Source organism: Marinobacter sp. NFXS9 (assembly GCF_040148665.1).
Lineage (GTDB): Bacteria > Pseudomonadota > Gammaproteobacteria > Pseudomonadales > Oleiphilaceae > Marinobacter_A > Marinobacter_A mangrovi.
In genome coordinates this window covers 1-18,625 of the sequence record NZ_JAGDDW010000023.1, presented here as the reverse complement: position 1 = coordinate 18,625, position 18,625 = coordinate 1, and the positions used below count along the sequence as shown (strand labels likewise).

The following is an 18,625-nucleotide window of genomic DNA, read 5'->3' as shown; positions in this document are numbered from 1 at the left end:
CGTCCTCAGAATAGATGGTAACGCTGGGCCAGCGGCAACTCGGTGGCCGGCTCGCAGGTGAGCAGTTCGCCGTCGGCGTGGACCTCGTAGGTCTGCGGGTCGACGGTCAGCGTCGGGCAGGCGTCGTTGAGCTTCATGTCGCCCTTGCGAACCTGGCGCACGTTCCGGCAGGCGGACAGCGGGCTGTCCAGCCCCAGCGCCTTGTCGATGCCGGCGTCCAGTGCGGCCTGGCTGACGAAGGTCAGGCGGGTGGCACTGGCGGCCTTGCCGTAGGCGCCGAACATGGGGCGATAGTGCACCGGCTGCGGCGTGGGGATGGAGGCGTTCGGATCGCCCATCGGCGCCGCGGCGATCATGCCGCCCTTGAGGATGGTGGCGGGCTTCACGCCGAAGAAGGCCGGGCTCCACAGCACCAGGTCCGCCAGCTTGCCCACTTCCACCGAGCCCACGTCGTGCGCGATGCCGTGGGTGATGGCGGAGTTGATGGTGTACTTGGCGATGTAGCGCTTGGCGCGGAAGTTGTCGGCACCCAGTTCCTGGTCTTCCGGCAGCAGGCCGCGCTGGACCTTCATCTTGTGAGCCGTCTGCCAGGTGCGGCAGATGACCTCGCCCACCCGGCCCATGGCCTGGGAGTCGGAGGAGATCATGGAGATCACGCCCATGTCGTGAAGGATGTCCTCGGCGGCGATGGTCTCGCGGCGGATGCGGGAGTCGGCGAAGGCGACGTCTTCCGGAATGTTCGGGTCCAGGTGGTGGCAGACCATCAGCATGTCCAGGTGCTCGTCGATGGTGTTCACCGTGTAGGGCCGCGTCGGGTTGGTGGACGACGGCAGCACGTTGGCTTTGGAGCACGCGGTGATGATGTCCGGCGCGTGGCCGCCGCCCGCCCCTTCCGTGTGGAAGGTGTGGATACAGCGGTCCTTGAACGCGGCCAGGGTGTCTTCGACGAAGCCGGATTCGTTCAGGGTGTCGGTGTGGATGGCCACCTGCACGTCGTACTTGTCGGCGACAGTCAGGCAGTTGTCGATGGCGGCCGGGGTGGTGCCCCAGTCCTCGTGCAGCTTGAGGCCGATCACGCCCGCTTCCACCTGGATTTCCAGCGCTTCCGGCAGGGAGGCGTTGCCCTTGCCGAGGAAGCCGATGTTCATGGGCAGCGTGTCCACCGCCTGGAGCATTTTACCGATGTGCCAGGGGCCCGGAGTGCAGGTGGTGGCGTTGGTGCCGGTGGCCGGCCCGGTGCCGCCGCCGAGCATGGTGGTGATGCCGCTCATCAGGGCTTCTTCCACCTGCTGCGGGCAGATGAAGTGGATGTGCGGGTCGATGCCGCCGGCGGTGAGGATCTTGCCCTCCCCGGCGATGATTTCGGTGCCCGGGCCGATGACGATCTCGACGTCCGGCTGGGTGTCCGGGTTACCGGCCTTGCCGATGGCGGCGATGCGGCCTTTCTGGATGCCTACGTCGGCTTTGACGACGCCCCACCAGTCGAGAATCAGGGCGTTGGTGATGACGGTGTCCATGACCGCGTCGTCGCAACGCTGGCTCTGGCCCATGCCGTCGCGGATGACTTTGCCGCCGCCGAATTTAACCTCGTCGCCGTAGTGGGTGTGGTCCTTTTCGACTTCGATCCAGAGTTCGGTGTCCCCGAGCCGCACGCGGTCGCCCACGGTGGGGCCGTACATGTCGGCGTAGGCCTGACGGGAAATCTTCATGGCTGGCCTCCTGCGTTTTTCTTGTCCACGGCGCCCATGACTTCACCGCGGAAGCCGTAGATCTCGCGCTTGCCCGCGTAGGGAATCAGGGTGACTTCGCGGGTCTGTCCCGGCTCGAAGCGGATCGCGGTGCCGGCGGCGATATCCAGCCGGTAGCCGGTGGCTTTATTGCGGTCGAAGGTGAGCGCCGGGTTGGCTTCGGCAAAGTGGTAGTGGGAGCCGATCTGCACCGGGCGGTCGCCGGTGTTGCCCACCTCGACGGTGATGCGTTCGCGGCCGGCGCAGAGTTCGATGTCGCCGTCCTTGATGTGGTATTCGCCGGGAATCATCTGCGGGCTCCTTACACAATCGGGTTATGAACAGTCACGAGTTTGGTGCCGTCCGGGAAGGTGGCTTCGACCTGCACTTCGTCGACCATTTCCGCGACGCCTTCCATCACGTCGTCCCGGGTCAGCACTTCGGTGCCCAGGCTCATGAGTTCCGCGACGGTGCGGCCTTCGCGGGCGCCTTCGAGGATTTCGGCGCTGATCAGGGCCACGGATTCCGGGTAGTTGAGCTTGAGGCCCTTGGCCTTGCGGCGCTCGGCGAGCAGTGCTGCGGTGAACAGCATCAGCTTGTCTTTGTCTCTGGGGGTGAGTTCCATCGTCGTAACTCCGTTGTTTGCGATGTTCTTTCGTGTGTCTTTTAAGCCTCTCTCCCCTCGCGGGAGAGAGGTTTGGAGAGAGGGGGACGAGGCGAAAGCCTCGCTCTTGGTCGTGACTACCAAAGAGGGCGCCTTTGGCGCCTCCCCCTCTCCCTGACCCTCTCCCGCAAGGGGAGAGGGAATGCATGTCATCCAGCTCGTTGGGCTGACGCAGGAAGCCCAACAGACAAGGTTTGCGGCCAATCTCATCCAATCCGATGATCGCCAAGCCAGGCTCCAGGCCAGCCCCCGATAACGGGAACGTCCGGTGACTGCTTATTGTTGGGCTTCCTGCGTCAGCCCAACCTACCTCCTAGGTCATCCAGATCCTTGGTATATGAGCTTCTTGCCCCGTCATTCTCGGCCTCATGATTTCCCACGCCTGCTGGCAAATGGCCCAGGCCTCGTTGCGTTCGTGGCCGATGTAGCGCAGCAGCAACACGCCCCGGCGGCGGGTGACCGCCCATCTCGGGTTTGCGGTGATCTGCTCGCGCAGGGCTTCGATGGCTTCGTTTTCATCCTCTAAACCCACCGCCCACAACGTGGCCTGGACGGTGCTGCCGCCCTGCCCCCAGTGGCCCTTGAACCGGGTATGCGTGGGGTCCATGGGCTGGCGTTCGATCCACAGGGGGCGACCGTCGCGGGTGAGGCGGAAGCGTTGTTCCAGGTGGCCGCTGACGAACGGCAGATCCCCCACCGGGCGGCCGAGGGCCAGTACTTCCCAGCCGATGCAGCGGGCCGATCCGGTGAGGTCGATGGTGGTGGTCTGTTCGCCCCGTGAGCCGTCGAAGGCGAGGGTTTCCTGGGGCAGCCATTCCAGGGTGGCGCCGTCGGCCACGTTCAGGTGCGTGTGCTGGGCCCAGGCGACGCCGTGGCTGTCGGCCTTGTAGAGTTTGGCGGCGGCGGGGGTCGTGAGCAGCGCGTGCGCGCCTTCCGCCAGCGAGGCGGTGATGGACAGCGCGTCGCCGCTCACCAGTCCGCCCGGCGGGTGCAGCAGGTACACGTGGCAGCAGCCGTCGCGGCCTTCCGGGTAAAACGGCTTCTGGACCCGCAGCGGGCCGTAGTGGCGGCGGCGGACCAGTCGGGTGATGCGCTGCAGCGACTCGCGCCGGGCCTCGAAGCCCAGTTCGATGGACGCCGCCCAGCGCCGCCCGGTGTCGAAGCGGTGACCGGAGTCGTTGGCGGACGCGCGGTCGTTGGGCAGCGGCGTGTTCAGGGGTGCGAAGATCGTCATACGGTCAGGTGCTGCTTGATGAGTGCGTCTGACAGCTCGGCGATCTCGCCTTCAGCCACACGACGGCCCCGGTCCATGATGGCGAAGCGGTCGGCGTACTTGCGGGCGAACGGCAGTTTCTGCTCCACCAGCAGCACGGTCAGGCCGTCTTCCTCGATCAGCTTGCGGATGACCTCGCCGATCTGGGCGACGATGTTGGGCTGGATGCCCTCGCCCGGTTCGTCGAGGATCAGCAGGCGCGGCTCGATCACCAGCGCGCGGCCAATGGCCAACTGCTGTTGCTGACCGCCGGAGAGGTCGCCGCCGCGGCGGTTCTTCATTTCCCTGAGCACGGGGAACAGCTCGTAGACCCGCTCGGGGATGGTCTTGCTGCCGTCCTGCCGCACGGCCAGGCCGGTGCGCAGGTTCTCCTCGACGGTCAGCAGCGGAAAAATCTGGCGCCCCTGTGGCACATAGCCAATGCCCAGGCGGGAGCGGTCCTCGATCTTGCGTTGGGTCAATTCCACGTCGCCGGCGAACAGGATGCGGCCGTCCTTGACGCTTTCTTCCCCCATAACGCATTTCATCAGGGTGGTCTTGCCCACGCCGTTGCGCCCCATGACGCAGGTGCACTGGCCCTGGGGCACGTCCAGGTCGAGGTCCCAGAGGGTGTGGCTCTCGCCGTAGAACTGGTTGAGTTTTTCGATCTTGAGCATCAGGCGCCCTCCCCCAGATAGACTTCGATCACCCTGGGATCGTTGGACACGTCGTCCATGGAGCCTTCCGCCAGCACGCTGCCCTGATGCAGGACGGTCACGGTGCGGGCGATGGAACGGACGAAGCCCATGTCGTGCTCCACGACCACTACGGACTGTTTGCCCGCCAGGCTGGTGAGCAGTTCGGCGGTGCGCTCCATTTCCTGTTCGGTCATGCCGGCGACGGGTTCGTCCACCAGCAGCAGGCGCGGCTTCTGCATCAGCAGCATGCCGATCTCCAGCCATTGCTTCTGACCGTGGGAGAGGATGCCCGCCTCGCGGTGGCGCAGCTCGGTGAGGCCGATGGTGGTCAGCACCTCGCCGATGCGGTCTTTGGCCTCGCCGGTGAGTCGGGCGGTCAGCGTCGGCAGCACCCGCTTGTCGGTGGCCATGGCCAGTTCGAGGTTTTCGAACACGGTCAGGGCCTCGAACACGGTGGGCTTCTGGAACTTGCGACCGATACCGAGGGTGGCGATGTCCGGCTCGTTCATCGTCAGCAGGTTGTGACGGCTGCCGAACCAGACCGAGCCTTCGTCCGGGCGGGTCTTGCCGGTGATGATGTCCATCATCGTGGTCTTGCCCGCGCCGTTGGGCCCGATGATGCAGCGCAGTTCGCCGTCGTCGATGGTCAGGTTCAGGTTATTGATGGCCCGGAAGCCGTCGAAGCTGACGGTGACGTCTTCCAGGTAGAGGATCGGCCCGTGACGGACGTCCACCGGGGACGCCGTCGGGGTCAGGAAATCAAAGACCCGCTCGCGGTGGGTCAGCTCGCTCATGATGCTCATGCGGTGGCCTCCTTGCCGCTGGTGGGTGCTTCGGATTCATCATCCGTTTTCTTCTTCAGGCCCGGCAGCAGGCCGGCGATGCCCTTGGGCAGGAACACGGTGACCAGCACGAACAGCGCGCCCAGGGCGAACAGCCACGCGTCCGGCATAATGCCGGTGAACACCGTTTTGGCGTAATTGACGAGGATCGCGCCGATGACCGCCCCGTAGAGCGTCGCGCGACCGCCCAGGGCCACCCACACCACGATCTCGATGGAGAACAGCGGCGAGAATTCACTCGGGTTGATGATGCCTACCTGCGGCACGTAGAGCGCCCCGGCCACCCCCGCCAGCATGGCGGAGACCACGAACACGAACAGCTGCACCCGTTCCACCCGATAGCCCAGGAACCGCGTGCGCGCCTCGGCATCCCGGCAGGCCACGCTGACGCGGCCCAGCTTGGAGGTGACGATGGCGCGACAGATCACATAGCCCACCGCCAACGCGATGCCGGTGGCGATGAACAAGCCGAGGCGGGCCGCGTCGGTGCGTAGGTCAAAGCCGAGAATGTCCTTGAAGTCGGTCAGCCCGTTGTTGCCGCCGAAGCCCATCTCGTTGCGGAAGAAGGCCAGCATCAGGGCGAAGGTCAGCGCCTGGGTGATGATCGACAGGTACACGCCGGTCACCCGGGAGCGGAAGGCGAGGAAGCCGAACACCAGCGCCAGCAGGCCCGGAGCCAGCAGCACCATGACGAAGGCGAACCAGGCCATGTCGAAGCCGTGCCAGTACCAGGGCAGCGAATCCCAGTTCAGGAACACCATGAAGTCCGGCAGGATCGGATCGCCGTAGACGCCGCGATCGCCGATCTGGCGCATCAGGTACATGCCCATGGCGTAGCCGCCGAGGGCAAAGAAGGCGCCGTGGCCCAGACTGAGGATACCGAGGTAGCCCCAGACCAGATCGACGGCCACCGCCAGCAGCGCGTAGCACAGGTACTTGCCCAGCAGGGTGACGGTGTAGGAACTCACGTACAGGGCACTGCCTTCCGGCATCACCAGATGCAGTACGGAAACGACCATGACGGCCAGGAACAGGACGCCCAGGAATAGCTGAGTCGAACGTTCAGTAAACGGGCGTGTGAGCCAGGATTGGGAGTAACTCATGGATCAGCCCTCTGCCGCTCGGCCCTTCTGCGGGAACAATCCGCGCGGGCGTTTCTGAATGAACAGGATGATGAAGACCAGCACCAGGATCTTGGCCAGGACGGCGCCCGCCCAGGGTTCCAGCAACTGGTTGATGGTGCCCAGCGACAGACCGGCCACCAGCGTGCCCCACAGGTTCCCGACGCCGCCGAACACCACCACCATGAAGGAGTCGATGATGTAGTTCTGGCCCAGGTTGGGGCCGACGTTGGTGATCTGCGACAGGGCCACACCCGCAAGGCCAGCAACGCCGGAGCCGAGGGCGAAGGTCATGATGTCCACCTTGGTGGCCTTGATGCCCATGGAGCGGGCCATGGCGCGGTTCTGGGTGACGGCGCGCACTTCCAGACCCAGGCGGGTCTTGCGCATGATCAGCATCAGGCCGGCGAAGACCACCAGCGCGAAGCCGATGATGTAGAGCCTATTCAGGGTCAGGGACAGGGCCTCGTTCACCATGATGGAGCCGCTCATCCAGTCCGGCGTGATCACCGTGCGGTTGAGCGGGGAAATGACGGTCCGCACCAGCTGCTGCAGCACCAGGCTGATGCCGAAGGTGGCCAGCAGGGTTTCCAGCGGACGGCCCTTGAGGAACTGGATGACGCTGCGCTCGATGGCCACGCCCGCCAGCGCGGAGACGAGAAAACCGGCCGGGATGGACAGGATCAGCGCCAGTCCGGGCTGCCCCGGCAGCAGTTGCTGCATGCCCCAGGTGGTGTAGGCGCCGAGCATGATCAGCTCGCCGTGGGCCATGTTGATCACGCCCATGACGCCGAAGGTGATGGCCAGCCCGATGGCCGCCAGCACCAGCACGGAACCGAGCGAGAGACCGAAGTACAGGGTCTCGGCGGCGCGGTTCCATTTGAGTTTGGTTTCGATGGAGGCCAGCGCGTCCTGGGCCGCTTTCTTGAGGGCCGGGTCGTCGCTGTAGGTGGCGCTGTTCAGGGCGGCTCGGGCTTCGGAGTTGAGACTGCCGGAGAGCGTCTTCACCGCCTCGATGTCGCCCTGCTCTTCCACCTTGTAGATGGCGAGGGCTTCATTCAGCGTCGCCTTGACGTCGCCGTCCTCTTCGCTGGCCATCAGTTCGGTCAGCTTCCCGGCCATGGCCTCGTCCACGTTGCCGCGCAGGCCCCGGGCGGCTTCCAGACGCTTGTCGGCGTCGTTCACGGTCAGGTCGATGACCGAGAGAATGCCGTCGATCTCGCTGCGCAAGGAGTTGTTAACGCGGATGGAATCCAGATCGCGGCGGGAGATCTCACCCAGGTCGTCGCCGGTCAGGGCGTCCTGGACTTTCCAGTTGCGGCCGCGGTTGGAGAGTACGATGACGAATTTGCCGGAGCCCTCAGCGTCACCTTTAGAAGGTTCGATGCGGGCAAGCTTGCCGGCGGAGAAGGCTTCCAGCCAGCCCCGGGCGCGATCGTCGCCACTGCGGGCAATCTCACCGGCGATCTTCCCTTTCTGCGCGTAGGAAGAGTCCGCCAGTTGGGTCAGTAACGACTGGGCCTGCTCGTCGTTGGCCTGGGCGTGCCCAAGCACCGGCAACGACAACAGGCAGACAATAAGCAGCTGTTTGAGCGATCGGATGATGCTCATGGTTGCGTCCTAATCAATGTGAATCCTTGAGGCGGCGACGCTTCGAAAAAGGGCTGCGACAACCCGACGACAGTCCCTTTCGGAAACGCCCGCCCTGTGCCTTGAGGTGGGCGGGTGCCCCGGAGGACACCCGCACCGGTCTTCGCCTTACTCGGCAGCGACTTCAGACTTGCCACCGCAGGATTTGGTGACGACGTTGTAGTTGCCGCAGTGCAGGGGCTTGCGCCAGTCACTGATCAGGTCCTTGGAACCCGGCAGGTAATCCGACCAGGCATCGCCGGCCACGGTGGTCGGGGTCTGCCAGACGACGGAGAACTGGCCGTTGTCCTGGATCTCGCCGATCAGCACCGGCTTGGTGATGTGATGGTTGGGCATCATGGTGGCGTAGCCGCCGGTCAGGTTCGGCACGGACACACCGATGATCGCGTCCTTAACCGCGTCCACATCGGTGGTGCCGGCCTTCTTGACCGCCTGCATCCACATGTTGAAGCCGATGTAGTGCGCTTCCATCGGGTCGTTGGTCACGGCGTCTTCCTTGCCGGTGTAGGCGACCCACTTGTCGATGAAGTCGTAGTTGGCGTCGGTGTCGACGCTCATGAAATAGTTCCACGCGGCCAGGTGACCGACCAGCGGGCCGGTGTCGATGCCGGACAGCTCCTGCTCACCCACGGAGAAGGCAACGACCGGGATGTCCTCGGCCTTGATGCCCTGGTTGGCCAGTTCGCGGTAGAACGGCACGTTGGCGTCGCCGTTGATGGTGGAGACCACGGCGGTCTTCTTGCCCTGGCTGCCGAATTTCTTGATGTCGGAAACGATGGACTGCCAGTTGGAGTGACCGAACGGCGTGTAGTTGACCATGATGTCGTCATCGGCCACGCCGTGATCCTTCAGGTAGGCTTCGAGGATCTTGTTGGTGGTGCGCGGGTAGACGTAGTCGGTGCCCGCCAGGACCCAACGCTTCACGCCGACCTGGTTCATCAGGTAATCCACCGCCGGGATGGCCTGCTGGTTGGGCGCCGCACCGGTGTAGAACACGTTTTCGGAGGATTCTTCACCTTCGTACTGGACCGGGTAGAACAGCAGGCCGTTCAGTTCCTCGACCACCGGCAGTACGGATTTACGGGAGACGGACGTCCAGTTACCGAAGATGACGTCGACCTTGTCTTTGGCCAGCAGCTCGCGGGCCTTCTCGGCGAACAGCGGCCAGTTGGAGGCCGGATCCACCACCACCGGCTCGAGCTTGCGGCCCAGCAGGCCGCCCTTCTCGTTCTGCTCCTTGATGAGCATGAGCATGGTGTCTTTCAGGGTGGATTCACTGATGGCCATGGTGCCGGACAGGGAATGAAGGATACCGATCTTGATCGGGCCTTCGTCGGCGGCGGCCACCGGGGCAGAAACGGAAACGGTCAGAGACAGAGCCAGCGCAGATAAGCCTGCTGTTATTTGCTTTTTGATTTTCATGGAATGCGTCCTTTTATCCTGGTTGGGTTTTCCAATGCTTCAAACGCATCCCACGGCAGTGCATCCAGCATTCCAGCACTGAATTACCTTTTAAATTTCATAAACTTATCTAGTATACAAGGCATCAAATCGCCCCTCTCACGACGACACCGACGCCCCGATAGAAGTCAGGCGCTCTATTTGCGCACCATATAAGTGCAACGCTACCGAAAGTCCGATCCTCGGGCTGCCGGCGGAAAACTTCAATATCGGCAAAGAGTTACTGAATCACGTCGAACATGGCCTCCTTGGCACCCTGACGCGCACCGTGATAGCGCCCCTGATCGGTCCCTGCTCACACGCAGTGCATTCGAAGACGCACCATCACGTGCAACGAATCGACAGCCGCTTGTTTTTAAAGGCTTTCCGACCATCGATCTGGAATGGCACGCGGCTTGCGAAAGGCTCTTGTATACAAGGGAGCCACGCCTCCCTCCCCGCTGACCACAAAGGATGTTCCCATGACCGACCTTCGAGGATGGACGCTCGCCGACTGGCGTGAGGCCTACCAGCATCAAAAGACACCGGCGGACCTTCTGCCCCGATTACTGGACCAGCTCGCCGAGGACGACCCGGCCTGGATCAGCCGGTTGACCCACGATCAGCTGGAAACGGCGCTGTCGGACCTGGCGCATCGCCTGGAACGGGCGGGCGGCGACCGAAAAAGGTTGCCGCTGTATGGCATCCCCTGCGCAGTGAAGGACAACATCGATGTGGCCGGCTTTCCCACCACCGCGGCCTGCCCCGATTTTGCCTACACGCCGGAAAAGGACGCCGCGGCCGTGAGCCGGTTGCGGGCAGCCGGCGCGATCATTGTGGGCAAGACCAACCTGGACCAGTTTGCCACCGGTCTGGTGGGCACCCGATCGCCTTACGGTGAGGTGCCCAACAGCTTCAACCCTGACTTTGTCAGCGGCGGCTCCAGCTCGGGTTCCGCGTCGGTGGTGGCCCGCGGGCTGGTGCCGTTTTCGCTGGGGACAGACACCGCAGGCTCCGGCCGGGTGCCCGCGGGGCTCAACAACATCGTCGGTCTCAAACCCACCAAAGGCGCCATCAGCATTGAAGGCGTGGTGCCCGCCTGCCGGTCGCTGGACTGTGTCTCCGTGTTTGCGTTGACCATTGGCGATGCCGGTGAGGTGTTCGAGCTGATACGCGGTGAGGAACCCGCCGATCCCTATTCCCGCAGCGCGCCGCCCGCGTTTGCATCGACGCCGGCGCTGCGACGCCCCGGCCCCATCTCGCGCCTGGCTATCCCAGTCGATCCCAACTGGTTTGGCGACGCCCGCAACGCCGCAGCCTGGGACACCCTGCTGCGCCGCTGGAGTGCACTGGACGTCGCGCTGGTGCCGATGGATTTCACCCTCCTGTTCGAACTGGCCGCCCTGCTCTATGAAGGGCCGTGGGTGGCCGAGCGTCATGCGGCGATCGAATCCTTTATGGCAGAGCATGCGGACGGGATGAACCCGGTGGTGCGCGGCATCATTGAGAAGGCAAGACACTTCTCGGCCACCGACACTTTCAACGCGATCTACCGACGGGAGGCGCTGCTCAAGGCCATCGATCACCTGCTGAGCGATGTGGACGGTTTGCTGGTGCCGACCGCGCCGATCACCCCGACCCGGGCGCAAGTCGCCGCCGATCCGGTGGGTGTGAACAGCCTGCTGGGCACCTACACCAACTTCGTGAACCTGGCGGACATGAGCGCCCTGGCCATTCCCGCCGGTTTCCGCACCGACGGCCAGCCCTTCGGACTGACGCTGATCAGCGGCGCCTGGCGGGACAGCGACCTGCAGCAACTCGCCGTCCGCTGGCTGAATAGCCATCCCACAACCCTGGGGGCCACCGGTCGGCCTCGCCCCAAAGAAACGCTGCCAACGTCCGCCGACGGTGAAGGGACCATCGATGTGGCGGTCGTCGGTGCTCACCTGAGCGGCATGCCCCTGAACGGGCAGTTGCTCGAGCGAGAGGCGGTGTGCATCGCAGAAACCACCACCACGTCCAATTACCGGCTGTATGCGCTGCCCGGCACCATACCGGCCAAACCCGGCCTGCGCCGGGTGGCCGCCGACGACGGCGCCGCCATCATCGTGGAGGTGTGGCGCGTGCCGGCGGCGGCCTTCGGCTCGTTTGTGGACCTGGTGCCGCCGCCGCTGGGGATCGGCAACGTGGAGCTGGCGGACGGCACCTGGGTCAACGGCTTCGTCTGCGAGGGCTACGGCTTCGAAGGAGCGCTGGACGTCACCCATTTCGGCGGCTGGCGCGCCTATATCGAAAGCCTGAAACAGACCACGGCCTGAGGTCGTTATGGCAAAGACACGTGAAACCGAAACGGGCAATGACCCACCGCGTCGACGGGCCAGCGTTGCGGACCGGGTTTATGAAGCACTGAAGGAGGACATCTTCGAATTCCGGCTGATTCCCGGCGACAAGTTCAGCGAAGGGGAAGTCGCCACCCGGCTGTCGGCGAGCCGCACGCCAGTACGCGAAGCGCTCTATCGATTGCAGCGGGAAGGCTACGTGGAGGTGCTGTTCCGCAGCGGCTGGCAGGTGCAGCCGCTGGATTCCCGCAAGGTGGATGAACTCTACGACCTGCGCATCACCCTGGAGCGGGCGGCCGTTCACAAGCTATGCCGTCAGACCACAGCGCCGGCGGTCCTGCGCCAGCTCAATGCGGTCTGGCGACCGGACCACCCATCGGAACGGGCCTTCGGCAGCACCGTTCGGGCGCTGGACGAGCATTTTCACTGCGACCTGGTCGCGGCCGCCGGCAATCAGGAAATGACCCGCATCCACCAGGAAATCACCGAGCGCCTGCGCGTCATCCGCCGACTCGACTTCACCCTCAGCGACCGGGTGGACGCCACCTACGAAGAGCACGCCGAGATCCTCGATGCCCTGGCCAACAACAACCCGGCCGAAGCCGCCGCCAGACTGACCGCGCATATTCGGGCCAGCCAGGCCGCCGTGCGGGAAATCACCATGGAAAAGATTCGCGAGGCGGCGGCCCTGCAGCGCCAGAAAAAGCCGGACTGAACGGCAACTGTCAACCGGTTTACAGACGACGGTGACAATTCCGGCTATGTTGTCGGGCACAACAATAACCGGAAGACGTTCATGGCTCAGACACCCCGTATTGCGATTTTCGGCGCTGGCAGCATCGGCTGCTATCTGGGCGGTCGCCTGCTGGCCGGTGGCGCCGATGTGGTGATGATCGGCCGCGATCGCCTGGCGACGCTGTTCCAGACGCACCCCTTGCGCGTCAGCGACTACCAGGGCGTCGACAGCACCCTGACGCTGTCGCCCGAGCACTACACCACCGATCCGGCGGCCGTCGCCGGCGCTGATCTGGTGCTGCTTACCGTCAAGTCCGCAGCCACTGAGGAAGCCGGCCAGGCCATGGCGCCGTATCTGGCGCCCGGGACCGTCGTCATCAGCCTGCAGAACGGGATTTCCAATGCCGAACGGCTGGCCCCGCTGCTGCCCGATCAGGTGGTATTGCCGGGCATGGTGCCCTTTAACGTGCTGCAGCGCTCGCCGGGCCATTTCCACCACGGTACGGAAGGCGAGCTGATGGCGGCCCGGCACTTGGCCATCACGCCGCCGGTGGAGGACGCCTTTGCCCGCGCCGGTCTGCCTCTGAGCCTGCAGCCCGACATGCATGCGGTGCTCTGGTCCAAACTGCTGCTCAACCTCAACAATCCGATCAATGCCCTGTCGGGCCTGCCGCTCAAGGCGGAACTCTCACAACGGGCCTACCGCCTCTGCTTGGCCCGGGCCCAGCGGGAAACGCTGGCGCTGCTGCGGTCGGCGGATATTCCCACCGTCAAACTCGCCGCGGTCCCCATGCCGCTGATTCCCGTGGTGATGTCCCTGCCCGACTGGCTGTTCCAGCGGCTGGCCCAGGCGATGCTCTCTATCGACCCGCTGGCGCGCTCGTCCATGTGGGAGGACCTGCAAGCCGGACGTCGCACGGAGGTGGACTGGATCAACGGCGAGGTGGTGCAGCTGGCCCGACGCCTTGGTCGGCCGGCGCCAGTGAACCAATGCCTAGTGGACCTGGTCCGCCAGGCCGAGGCGGGCACCCTGAAAAACCTGTCCGGCGAAGACTTGCTGACAAACCTGAACACCGCGTCACGCAAGGCCTGAGAGAATCTGACGACCGACCTTTCCAAACGATTACGTGCGTGTAATCCATTTCGCACACGCGCGAGCGTGAATGTCCGATTTGCCAAATCCCGCGATCCAGTAAACTTGTTTTCAGCAAGGACGCAGAACTGCACGGACGCAGCACAAGGAAGTTATTGCCTGACGGAACAGGCACACAGGGAAAGGACAACCTGAAGGATCAGGTCGCTCAGGGACGGACTCAGCCTGAAGGATCAGGCGCTATAGGGATATTTCAGCCCAACGGATCAGGGCTTTTAAGCCACGGAACGGGTGCACAAGGATTGTGGGCCCGCATCCGTGACTTAACACTTCTCATGGATTCCACCTCGACTGTCTTTTTTCTCCAAACGACACTCACTTCCTGACTATCTCCTCGTAAGCTCCCTGCCGGAGCCTCGACGATGGCTGCGCTTTGCGATCCTGGCCGGTTTGCACGCTGTGCGTTCTTCGCTGAACAACACACTGCAACGAACCATGGAGACTTCATGAAATTTCTCATCTCAGCTTTCTTTGTATTCGCTACCCTGCTTTCCGGCGCCGCCATGGCCGACAGTGCCGCCACGGACAAGGCAGCCACCACCGTTAACATCAACACCGCCGACGCCAAGACCCTGTCCGAGCAACTGGACGGCATCGGTGAGGTGAAGGCCCAGGCCATCATCGATTACCGCAAGGCCAACGGCCCGTTCAAGACCGTCGCCGACCTGGACAAGGTGGACGGTATTGGCGCCGCCACACTGGACAGCAACCGCAGCCACATCACCGTCCAGTAAGCCGCAACCCGCATCAGCCTGCGGGAGCCGGCCCCCGCAGGTTGCCACGCCCGCCGATTCCCGCTAATCTCGCGGCATGATGAAACTGACCCACCTTTTCGGAAAACGCACACCACCGCCTGTCCGGTCCTGAACCGGGTATGGACTGGATAACGCAGCGACTCGCTCTTTTTGGAGCGTAAAGCGCTGCACCCGCCTGTCCGGTTGTTATCTCTACATCCTTCTCTTTTTATACCGGACGAGATTTGAGTCATGACCGTTTTATCCTCAAAAAATGCCGCCGTGCGCGGTGCGATCCTGATTGCCATTGCGGCTGCGCTTTGGGCGACCACCAGCATTGCCGCCAAAACCCTGTTTACCCGCAGTGAGTTGGAGCCGCTGGCCCTGGCCTTCCTGCGCCTGTGCGTAGCCTGCCCCTTTTTTGGTGTACTGATGTGGCGTACACGCAAGCCCGGCGGGTTCCGTCTTAGCCGGGGCCTGTTCATCGGACTGGTGGGGCTGGGCTTTTTGCAGGCGGGCTATCAGGGGGCTTACCTGTGGGCCGTCGACCTGACCGGGGCGGGGATCGCCACCCTGATCACGCTCTGCCTGGCACCGGTTCTTGTCGCAATAGCAGCGGCACCGCTATTGGGCGAGCGCCCTACACTGACCACCGTTCTGGCGCTGATCAGCGCGATTGTCGGCACCCTGATGCTGGTCTCCGGGGATATCAGCAACCCTGACGCTACCCGTCTGGGCGGGGTGATGATTGCCGTCCTGGCGGCGGCAGTCTATGCCGCGTTCACCCTGACCAGCCGGCATGTGTCCGGCAGCGGATCGGTGTTCGGGACAGCCTTTATCTGCTTTACCACCGGCGCCATCGTCCTGGCGCCCATCGCGTACCTCAGCGGCAGCCTCGACGGGCTGGGCGCCCTGGATGGATTCGACTGGCTGCTGATTGCCTACATCGGCATCGTGCCGACCTGCGTGGGCTATGTCTGCTTCTTCCGGGGCATGGAGACCACACCGGCGACCACCTCCAGCATCATCGTGACGCTGGAACCGTTGTTTGCGGCGCTGTTGGCGTGGATGATCCTGGGAGAGTCTCTGGGCACCCTTGGGGTCATCGGGGCGGTGGTGCTGACGCTGTCGGTGTTGGTGGCGTCGAGAAATGGATCGCCGGCTCGGGACGATTGACCGGCTTCGGTAGGTTGGGCTGACGCAGGAAGCCCAACACAAGCCATACCGAATAATATCGTCGATCCTGGGAGTCGAGAACGGACGTAAAGCGGCGCCCCGAGTCAAATCGATTCTGCCTGGAGGCGGTCGCGTGCCTCGAATGTTGGGCTTCCTGCGTCAGCCCAACCTACCCACGATAGTCCGGGGTGAACGCTTCCCCTTCCAATAGCCCACAAAAAAGGCCGGGACATGCCCGGCCTTCTTCGTGATTCGGGTCTCAGCCCTCTTGCGCTTCCTTGCGTTGACGCTCCAGCATGTTCGGCTGCAGGATCTCGATCCAGTAGCCGTCCGGATCGCGGATGAAGGCCAGGCCTTTCATCTTGCCGTCGTCCGGGCGTTTCTGGAACGGTACGCCCAGTGATTCAAAGCGCTCGGCGGCCTGGTAGACGTCCGGCACGGCGATGCCGATGTGGCCGAAGCCCTGGGGCTCGTCGTTGCCGTTGTGGTATTCAAAATCCTCTTTGTCCTCGGTGCCCCAGTTGTGGGTCAGCTCGAGCATGGCTTCGCGGGCGAAAATGTAGGTGGTGCGATGGCCATCGCCCTGCGGCACGGTGGTCGCCTGCCGGTCATCCAGATAGCCGAGGAAGTACAGGGTGAACTGCATTTCGGGGAAATCGAGCTTGCGGATCAAGCGCATGCCCAGCACGCGAGTGTAGAAATCCAGACTGCGCTCAGGATCCTTGATGCGCATCATGGTCTGGTTGAATACATAGCCGTCGGTCGCCGGATCAATTTCGGTGGAAAGACCGGGGGCTTCCTCAAAATGGGGGGTCATGTCATGGCTCCTGTAGTGACGCATGAGAACGAACTCGCTCTCAAAGCAAGACTTCGTTATACGTTTCGAGGATTAAAATTGGACGACGCCGTCAGTCGGCGTCTTGCGTGCGCGTTGTATTCCGGGGCGCCCTGATACACAACAAGGCGGTTTACCACTACATTAACCATGGGGCGCGTCGGCTAAACTTTCAAGCCGTTGCCCCCTATTACCCGCCATTCCGGTTTGCCGGCAGTAAGGATACGCATGAACCCTCTTGGCCAACTTGTTGTTCTCTTCCTCGTGGCGGTGGTCGCCGTACCCTTGTTCAAACGCGCCGGCCTGGGCGCTCTGCTGGGCTATATCGCGGCCGGTGTACTGATCGGCCCCCACGGCCTCGGTGTGGTGGGCGATGTGGACAACATGTTGCACATCTCCGAGTTCGGGGTGGTGCTGCTGATGTTCGTAATCGGGCTCGAGCTGCAGTTCTCGCGCCTGAAAGCCCTGCGCAAACCCATCTTCGGGCTGGGCACGATGCAGGTGGTCAGCGGCATTGTCGGCATTGGCGGGCTGATCATGCTGGCCGGGTATCCGCTCACCCTGGCGGTGGTGCTCGGTTGTGGCCTGGCGCTGTCTTCCACCGCGTTCGTCCTGCAGTTGCTGGCTGAAAAGAAGGAGTTGGCCACCGGTCACGGCCGCCTGTCGTTCACGATCCTGCTGTTCCAGGATATGGCGGCGGTGCCGATGCTGGCGTTCATCCCGTTCCTCGCCTCGGGCGGCCCGGATGAAGCGGCCAGCTGGCAGGAGATCGCCTACGGCGTCGGCCGCGTGGCCCTGATCTTCGGTGCCATCGTGATCGCCGGCCGCTACCTGCTGCGCCACGCCCTGCGCTTTATCCACGCCACCCGGGTGCGGGAGATTTCCATCGCCGCCGCGCTGCTGCTGGTGACCGGCACAGCGTTCCTGATGGAGTCGGTGGGGCTGTCGATGGCGCTCGGCGCTTTCGTCGCCGGCGTGCTGCTCGCGGACTCGGAATTCCGCCATCAGCTGGAAGCGGACATCGAGCCGTTCAAGGGCCTGCTGCTGGGGCTGTTCTTTATCTCCGTCGGCATGACGCTGAACCTAGGTGCCGTGCTGGCCGAACCGCTCAAACTGATTGCCGGCGCGGCGCTGTTGATGCTGATCAAAGCCATCCTGGTCGCGGCGATCGGTCGCTGGGGCGGCAAGCTGAACGGCATCAGCGCCATGCGGCTGGGCCTGCTGCTGAGTCAGGGCGGTGAATTTGGCTTCGTGATTTTTTCGCTGGCGACGCAGCTGCAGCTGATCGATCGCCAGCTCCACGAACAGCTGATCGCCGTAGTGACCATTTCCATGGTGCTGACACCGCTGGTGCTGTTTGTGTTCGAGACGCTGGTCAAACGCTTTGCCAGCGACACCCGACCGCCGTTCGACACCATAGACGATGGCAAAACCGGGGCGGTCATCGCCGGCTTCGGGCGCTTTGGCCAGATCAGCGGTCGCCTGCTCCGCTCACTGAAGATTCCGTTTACCGCCCTGGACATCAACCCGGACCAGGTGGACGTGGTGCGGCGCTTTGGCAACAAGGTCCACTACGGTGATGCGTCCCAGCTGGACGTTCTGCGGGCGGCCCGGGTCGGGGAAGCCAGCGTGTTCATTCTCGCGATTGATGATATCGATGCCTCGCTGCGCGCCGTGCGATTGGTCCGCCAGTATTTTCCGGACGTCCGCATCCTTGCCCGGGCCCGCAATCGTCGCCATGCCCATCTGTTGATGGATGCCGGGGTGCGCTGGCTGGTGCGGGAAACCTACCACTCGGCTCTGCTGATGGCGGAGGAGATGCTGGTCAGCCTGGGCCGTGAGCGTGAAGAGGCCCAGGAATACGTGCGCCTGTTCCGGGACACCGACCAACGCAACCTGGTTCGCCAGCACGAGAAGGGTCTGCATCACGATGCGGCCAAGATCCTGCAGTCGTCCCGGGATGCGGCCGAAGAATTGCAGCGGCTGTTTGAGGAAGATCAGGATCAGGACGAGAATACAAAGGACGAGTGAGGGGATTTTGATACCTTGTCGCCGGCGCCTTACCGTCAGAACAGGCCTTTAGGCCACCGGGAGGATTTCAGGCACCTTCGGAGCCGCCCATGGGGCGGCCACGTAGATACCATCTGTCCCTACAGTCCTCAATGGGCTTACGCTGCCCACTGAGGATCGTAGCCTTGCTGGTGCTTCAGCACGCCGTAGGCCATCTGCACCAGTTTCCGCATAGCGGCGCCCAAGGCG

Annotated in this window: 16 protein-coding genes; 6 read left to right on the top strand and 10 right to left on the bottom strand. The window is 63.5% G+C overall.

The window, feature by feature from the left end; all coding sequences use genetic code 11:
* Positions 1–5: 5 nt before the first annotated feature.
* The 9 genes from ureC to urtA form a co-directional block, all read right to left on the bottom strand.
* Positions 6–1,709, bottom strand: coding sequence for an urease subunit alpha (gene ureC, locus J3364_RS21850; RefSeq protein ID WP_349560268.1), 1,704 nt, complete (start codon positions 1,707–1,709; stop codon positions 6–8).
* The gene (locus J3364_RS21845) at positions 1,706–2,038 is read right to left on the bottom strand and encodes an urease subunit beta (RefSeq protein WP_349560266.1); all 333 of its coding nucleotides are present in this window, start codon (positions 2,036–2,038) and stop codon (positions 1,706–1,708) included. Before J3364_RS21845 ends, ureC begins: the two co-directional genes overlap by 4 nt.
* 11 nt (positions 2,039–2,049) lie before the next feature.
* Positions 2,050–2,352, bottom strand: a complete 303-nt coding sequence (ureA, locus tag J3364_RS21840) for an urease subunit gamma (RefSeq protein ID WP_111494800.1) — start codon at positions 2,350–2,352, stop codon at positions 2,050–2,052.
* A gap of 352 nt (positions 2,353–2,704) precedes the next feature.
* On the bottom strand, positions 2,705–3,625 hold the full coding sequence (locus J3364_RS21835) for an urease accessory protein UreD (RefSeq protein WP_349560264.1): 921 nt from the start codon (positions 3,623–3,625) through the stop codon (positions 2,705–2,707).
* The gene (gene urtE, locus J3364_RS21830) at positions 3,622–4,320 is read right to left on the bottom strand and encodes an urea ABC transporter ATP-binding subunit UrtE (protein WP_203142986.1); all 699 of its coding nucleotides are present in this window, start codon (positions 4,318–4,320) and stop codon (positions 3,622–3,624) included. Before urtE ends, J3364_RS21835 begins: the two co-directional genes overlap by 4 nt.
* Positions 4,320–5,144: an urea ABC transporter ATP-binding protein UrtD gene (gene urtD / locus J3364_RS21825; protein WP_349560263.1), complete on the bottom strand. Its 825-nt coding sequence runs from the start codon at positions 5,142–5,144 to the stop codon at positions 4,320–4,322. Before urtD ends, urtE begins: the two co-directional genes overlap by 1 nt.
* Entirely contained in the window at positions 5,141–6,286 is a 1,146-nt protein-coding gene (urtC, locus tag J3364_RS21820) for an urea ABC transporter permease subunit UrtC (protein ID WP_349560262.1), read from the bottom strand. Before urtC ends, urtD begins: the two co-directional genes overlap by 4 nt.
* Positions 6,287–6,289: 3 nt before the next feature.
* Positions 6,290–7,915, bottom strand: a complete 1,626-nt coding sequence (urtB, locus tag J3364_RS21815; RefSeq protein ID WP_349560261.1) for an urea ABC transporter permease subunit UrtB — start codon at positions 7,913–7,915, stop codon at positions 6,290–6,292.
* A 147-nt stretch (positions 7,916–8,062) separates the two neighbouring features.
* The gene (gene urtA / locus J3364_RS21810; RefSeq protein WP_349560260.1) at positions 8,063–9,376 is read right to left on the bottom strand and encodes an urea ABC transporter substrate-binding protein; all 1,314 of its coding nucleotides are present in this window, start codon (positions 9,374–9,376) and stop codon (positions 8,063–8,065) included.
* Positions 9,377–9,876: 500 nt separating this feature from the next.
* Here urtA and atzF point away from each other — a divergent pair, with 500 nt between their 5' ends.
* The 5 genes from atzF (at position 9,877) to J3364_RS21785 (ending at position 15,531) form a co-directional block, all read left to right on the top strand.
* Positions 9,877–11,712 carry an allophanate hydrolase gene (atzF, locus tag J3364_RS21805; RefSeq protein ID WP_349560259.1) on the top strand — a complete coding sequence of 612 codons (1,836 nt, stop codon included), beginning with the start codon at positions 9,877–9,879 and terminating at the stop codon, positions 11,710–11,712.
* A 7-nt stretch (positions 11,713–11,719) separates the two neighbouring features.
* Entirely contained in the window at positions 11,720–12,448 is a 729-nt protein-coding gene (locus J3364_RS21800) for a GntR family transcriptional regulator (protein ID WP_349560258.1), read from the top strand.
* Between the two features lie 81 nt (positions 12,449–12,529).
* A complete protein-coding gene (locus tag J3364_RS21795) occupies positions 12,530–13,561 on the top strand; it encodes a 2-dehydropantoate 2-reductase (RefSeq protein ID WP_349560257.1) in 1,032 nt (343 codons plus the stop codon).
* Positions 13,562–14,067: 506 nt separating this feature from the next.
* The gene (locus tag J3364_RS21790) at positions 14,068–14,355 is read left to right on the top strand and encodes a ComEA family DNA-binding protein (protein WP_123635091.1); all 288 of its coding nucleotides are present in this window, start codon (positions 14,068–14,070) and stop codon (positions 14,353–14,355) included.
* Positions 14,356–14,607: 252 nt separating this feature from the next.
* On the top strand, positions 14,608–15,531 hold the full coding sequence (locus J3364_RS21785; protein ID WP_349560256.1) for a DMT family transporter: 924 nt from the start codon (positions 14,608–14,610) through the stop codon (positions 15,529–15,531).
* Positions 15,532–15,790: 259 nt separating this feature from the next.
* Here the strand turns inward: J3364_RS21785 and gloA are convergent, their stop codons facing one another.
* Positions 15,791–16,348 (bottom strand): lactoylglutathione lyase, encoded by a 558-nt coding sequence (gene gloA, locus J3364_RS21780; protein ID WP_123635089.1) that lies wholly within the window; start codon positions 16,346–16,348, stop codon positions 15,791–15,793.
* Between the two features lie 246 nt (positions 16,349–16,594).
* Here gloA and J3364_RS21775 point away from each other — a divergent pair, with 246 nt between their 5' ends.
* Positions 16,595–18,397, top strand: a complete 1,803-nt coding sequence (locus J3364_RS21775; protein ID WP_349560255.1) for a monovalent cation:proton antiporter-2 (CPA2) family protein — start codon at positions 16,595–16,597, stop codon at positions 18,395–18,397.
* Positions 18,398–18,625: the final 228 nt, after the last annotated feature.

Bases quoted from the DNA above. Each gene is read 5' to 3' on its own strand.
- urtE (WP_203142986.1), bottom strand. From the start codon at position 4,320: ATGCTCAAGATCGAAAAACTCAACCAGTTCTACGGCGAGAGCCACACC.
- urtD (WP_349560263.1), bottom strand. From the start codon at position 5,144: ATGAGCATCATGAGCGAGCTGACCCACCGCGAGCGGGTCTTTGATTTC.
- J3364_RS21790 (WP_123635091.1), top strand. From the start codon at position 14,068: ATGAAATTTCTCATCTCAGCTTTCTTTGTATTCGCTACCCTGCTTTCC.
- J3364_RS21845 (WP_349560266.1), bottom strand. From the start codon at position 2,038: ATGATTCCCGGCGAATACCACATCAAGGACGGCGACATCGAACTCTGC.
- urtA (WP_349560260.1), bottom strand. From the start codon at position 9,376: ATGAAAATCAAAAAGCAAATAACAGCAGGCTTATCTGCGCTGGCTCTG.
- gloA (WP_123635089.1), bottom strand. From the start codon at position 16,348: ATGACCCCCCATTTTGAGGAAGCCCCCGGTCTTTCCACCGAAATTGAT.
- atzF (WP_349560259.1), top strand. From the start codon at position 9,877: ATGACCGACCTTCGAGGATGGACGCTCGCCGACTGGCGTGAGGCCTAC.
- ureA (WP_111494800.1), bottom strand. From the start codon at position 2,352: ATGGAACTCACCCCCAGAGACAAAGACAAGCTGATGCTGTTCACCGCA.
- urtC (WP_349560262.1), bottom strand. From the start codon at position 6,286: ATGAGTTACTCCCAATCCTGGCTCACACGCCCGTTTACTGAACGTTCG.
- ureC (WP_349560268.1), bottom strand. From the start codon at position 1,709: ATGAAGATTTCCCGTCAGGCCTACGCCGACATGTACGGCCCCACCGTG.
- urtB (WP_349560261.1), bottom strand. From the start codon at position 7,915: ATGAGCATCATCCGATCGCTCAAACAGCTGCTTATTGTCTGCCTGTTG.
- J3364_RS21775 (WP_349560255.1), top strand. From the start codon at position 16,595: ATGAACCCTCTTGGCCAACTTGTTGTTCTCTTCCTCGTGGCGGTGGTC.
- J3364_RS21835 (WP_349560264.1), bottom strand. From the start codon at position 3,625: ATGACGATCTTCGCACCCCTGAACACGCCGCTGCCCAACGACCGCGCG.
- J3364_RS21800 (WP_349560258.1), top strand. From the start codon at position 11,720: ATGGCAAAGACACGTGAAACCGAAACGGGCAATGACCCACCGCGTCGA.
- J3364_RS21785 (WP_349560256.1), top strand. From the start codon at position 14,608: ATGACCGTTTTATCCTCAAAAAATGCCGCCGTGCGCGGTGCGATCCTG.
- J3364_RS21795 (WP_349560257.1), top strand. From the start codon at position 12,530: ATGGCTCAGACACCCCGTATTGCGATTTTCGGCGCTGGCAGCATCGGC.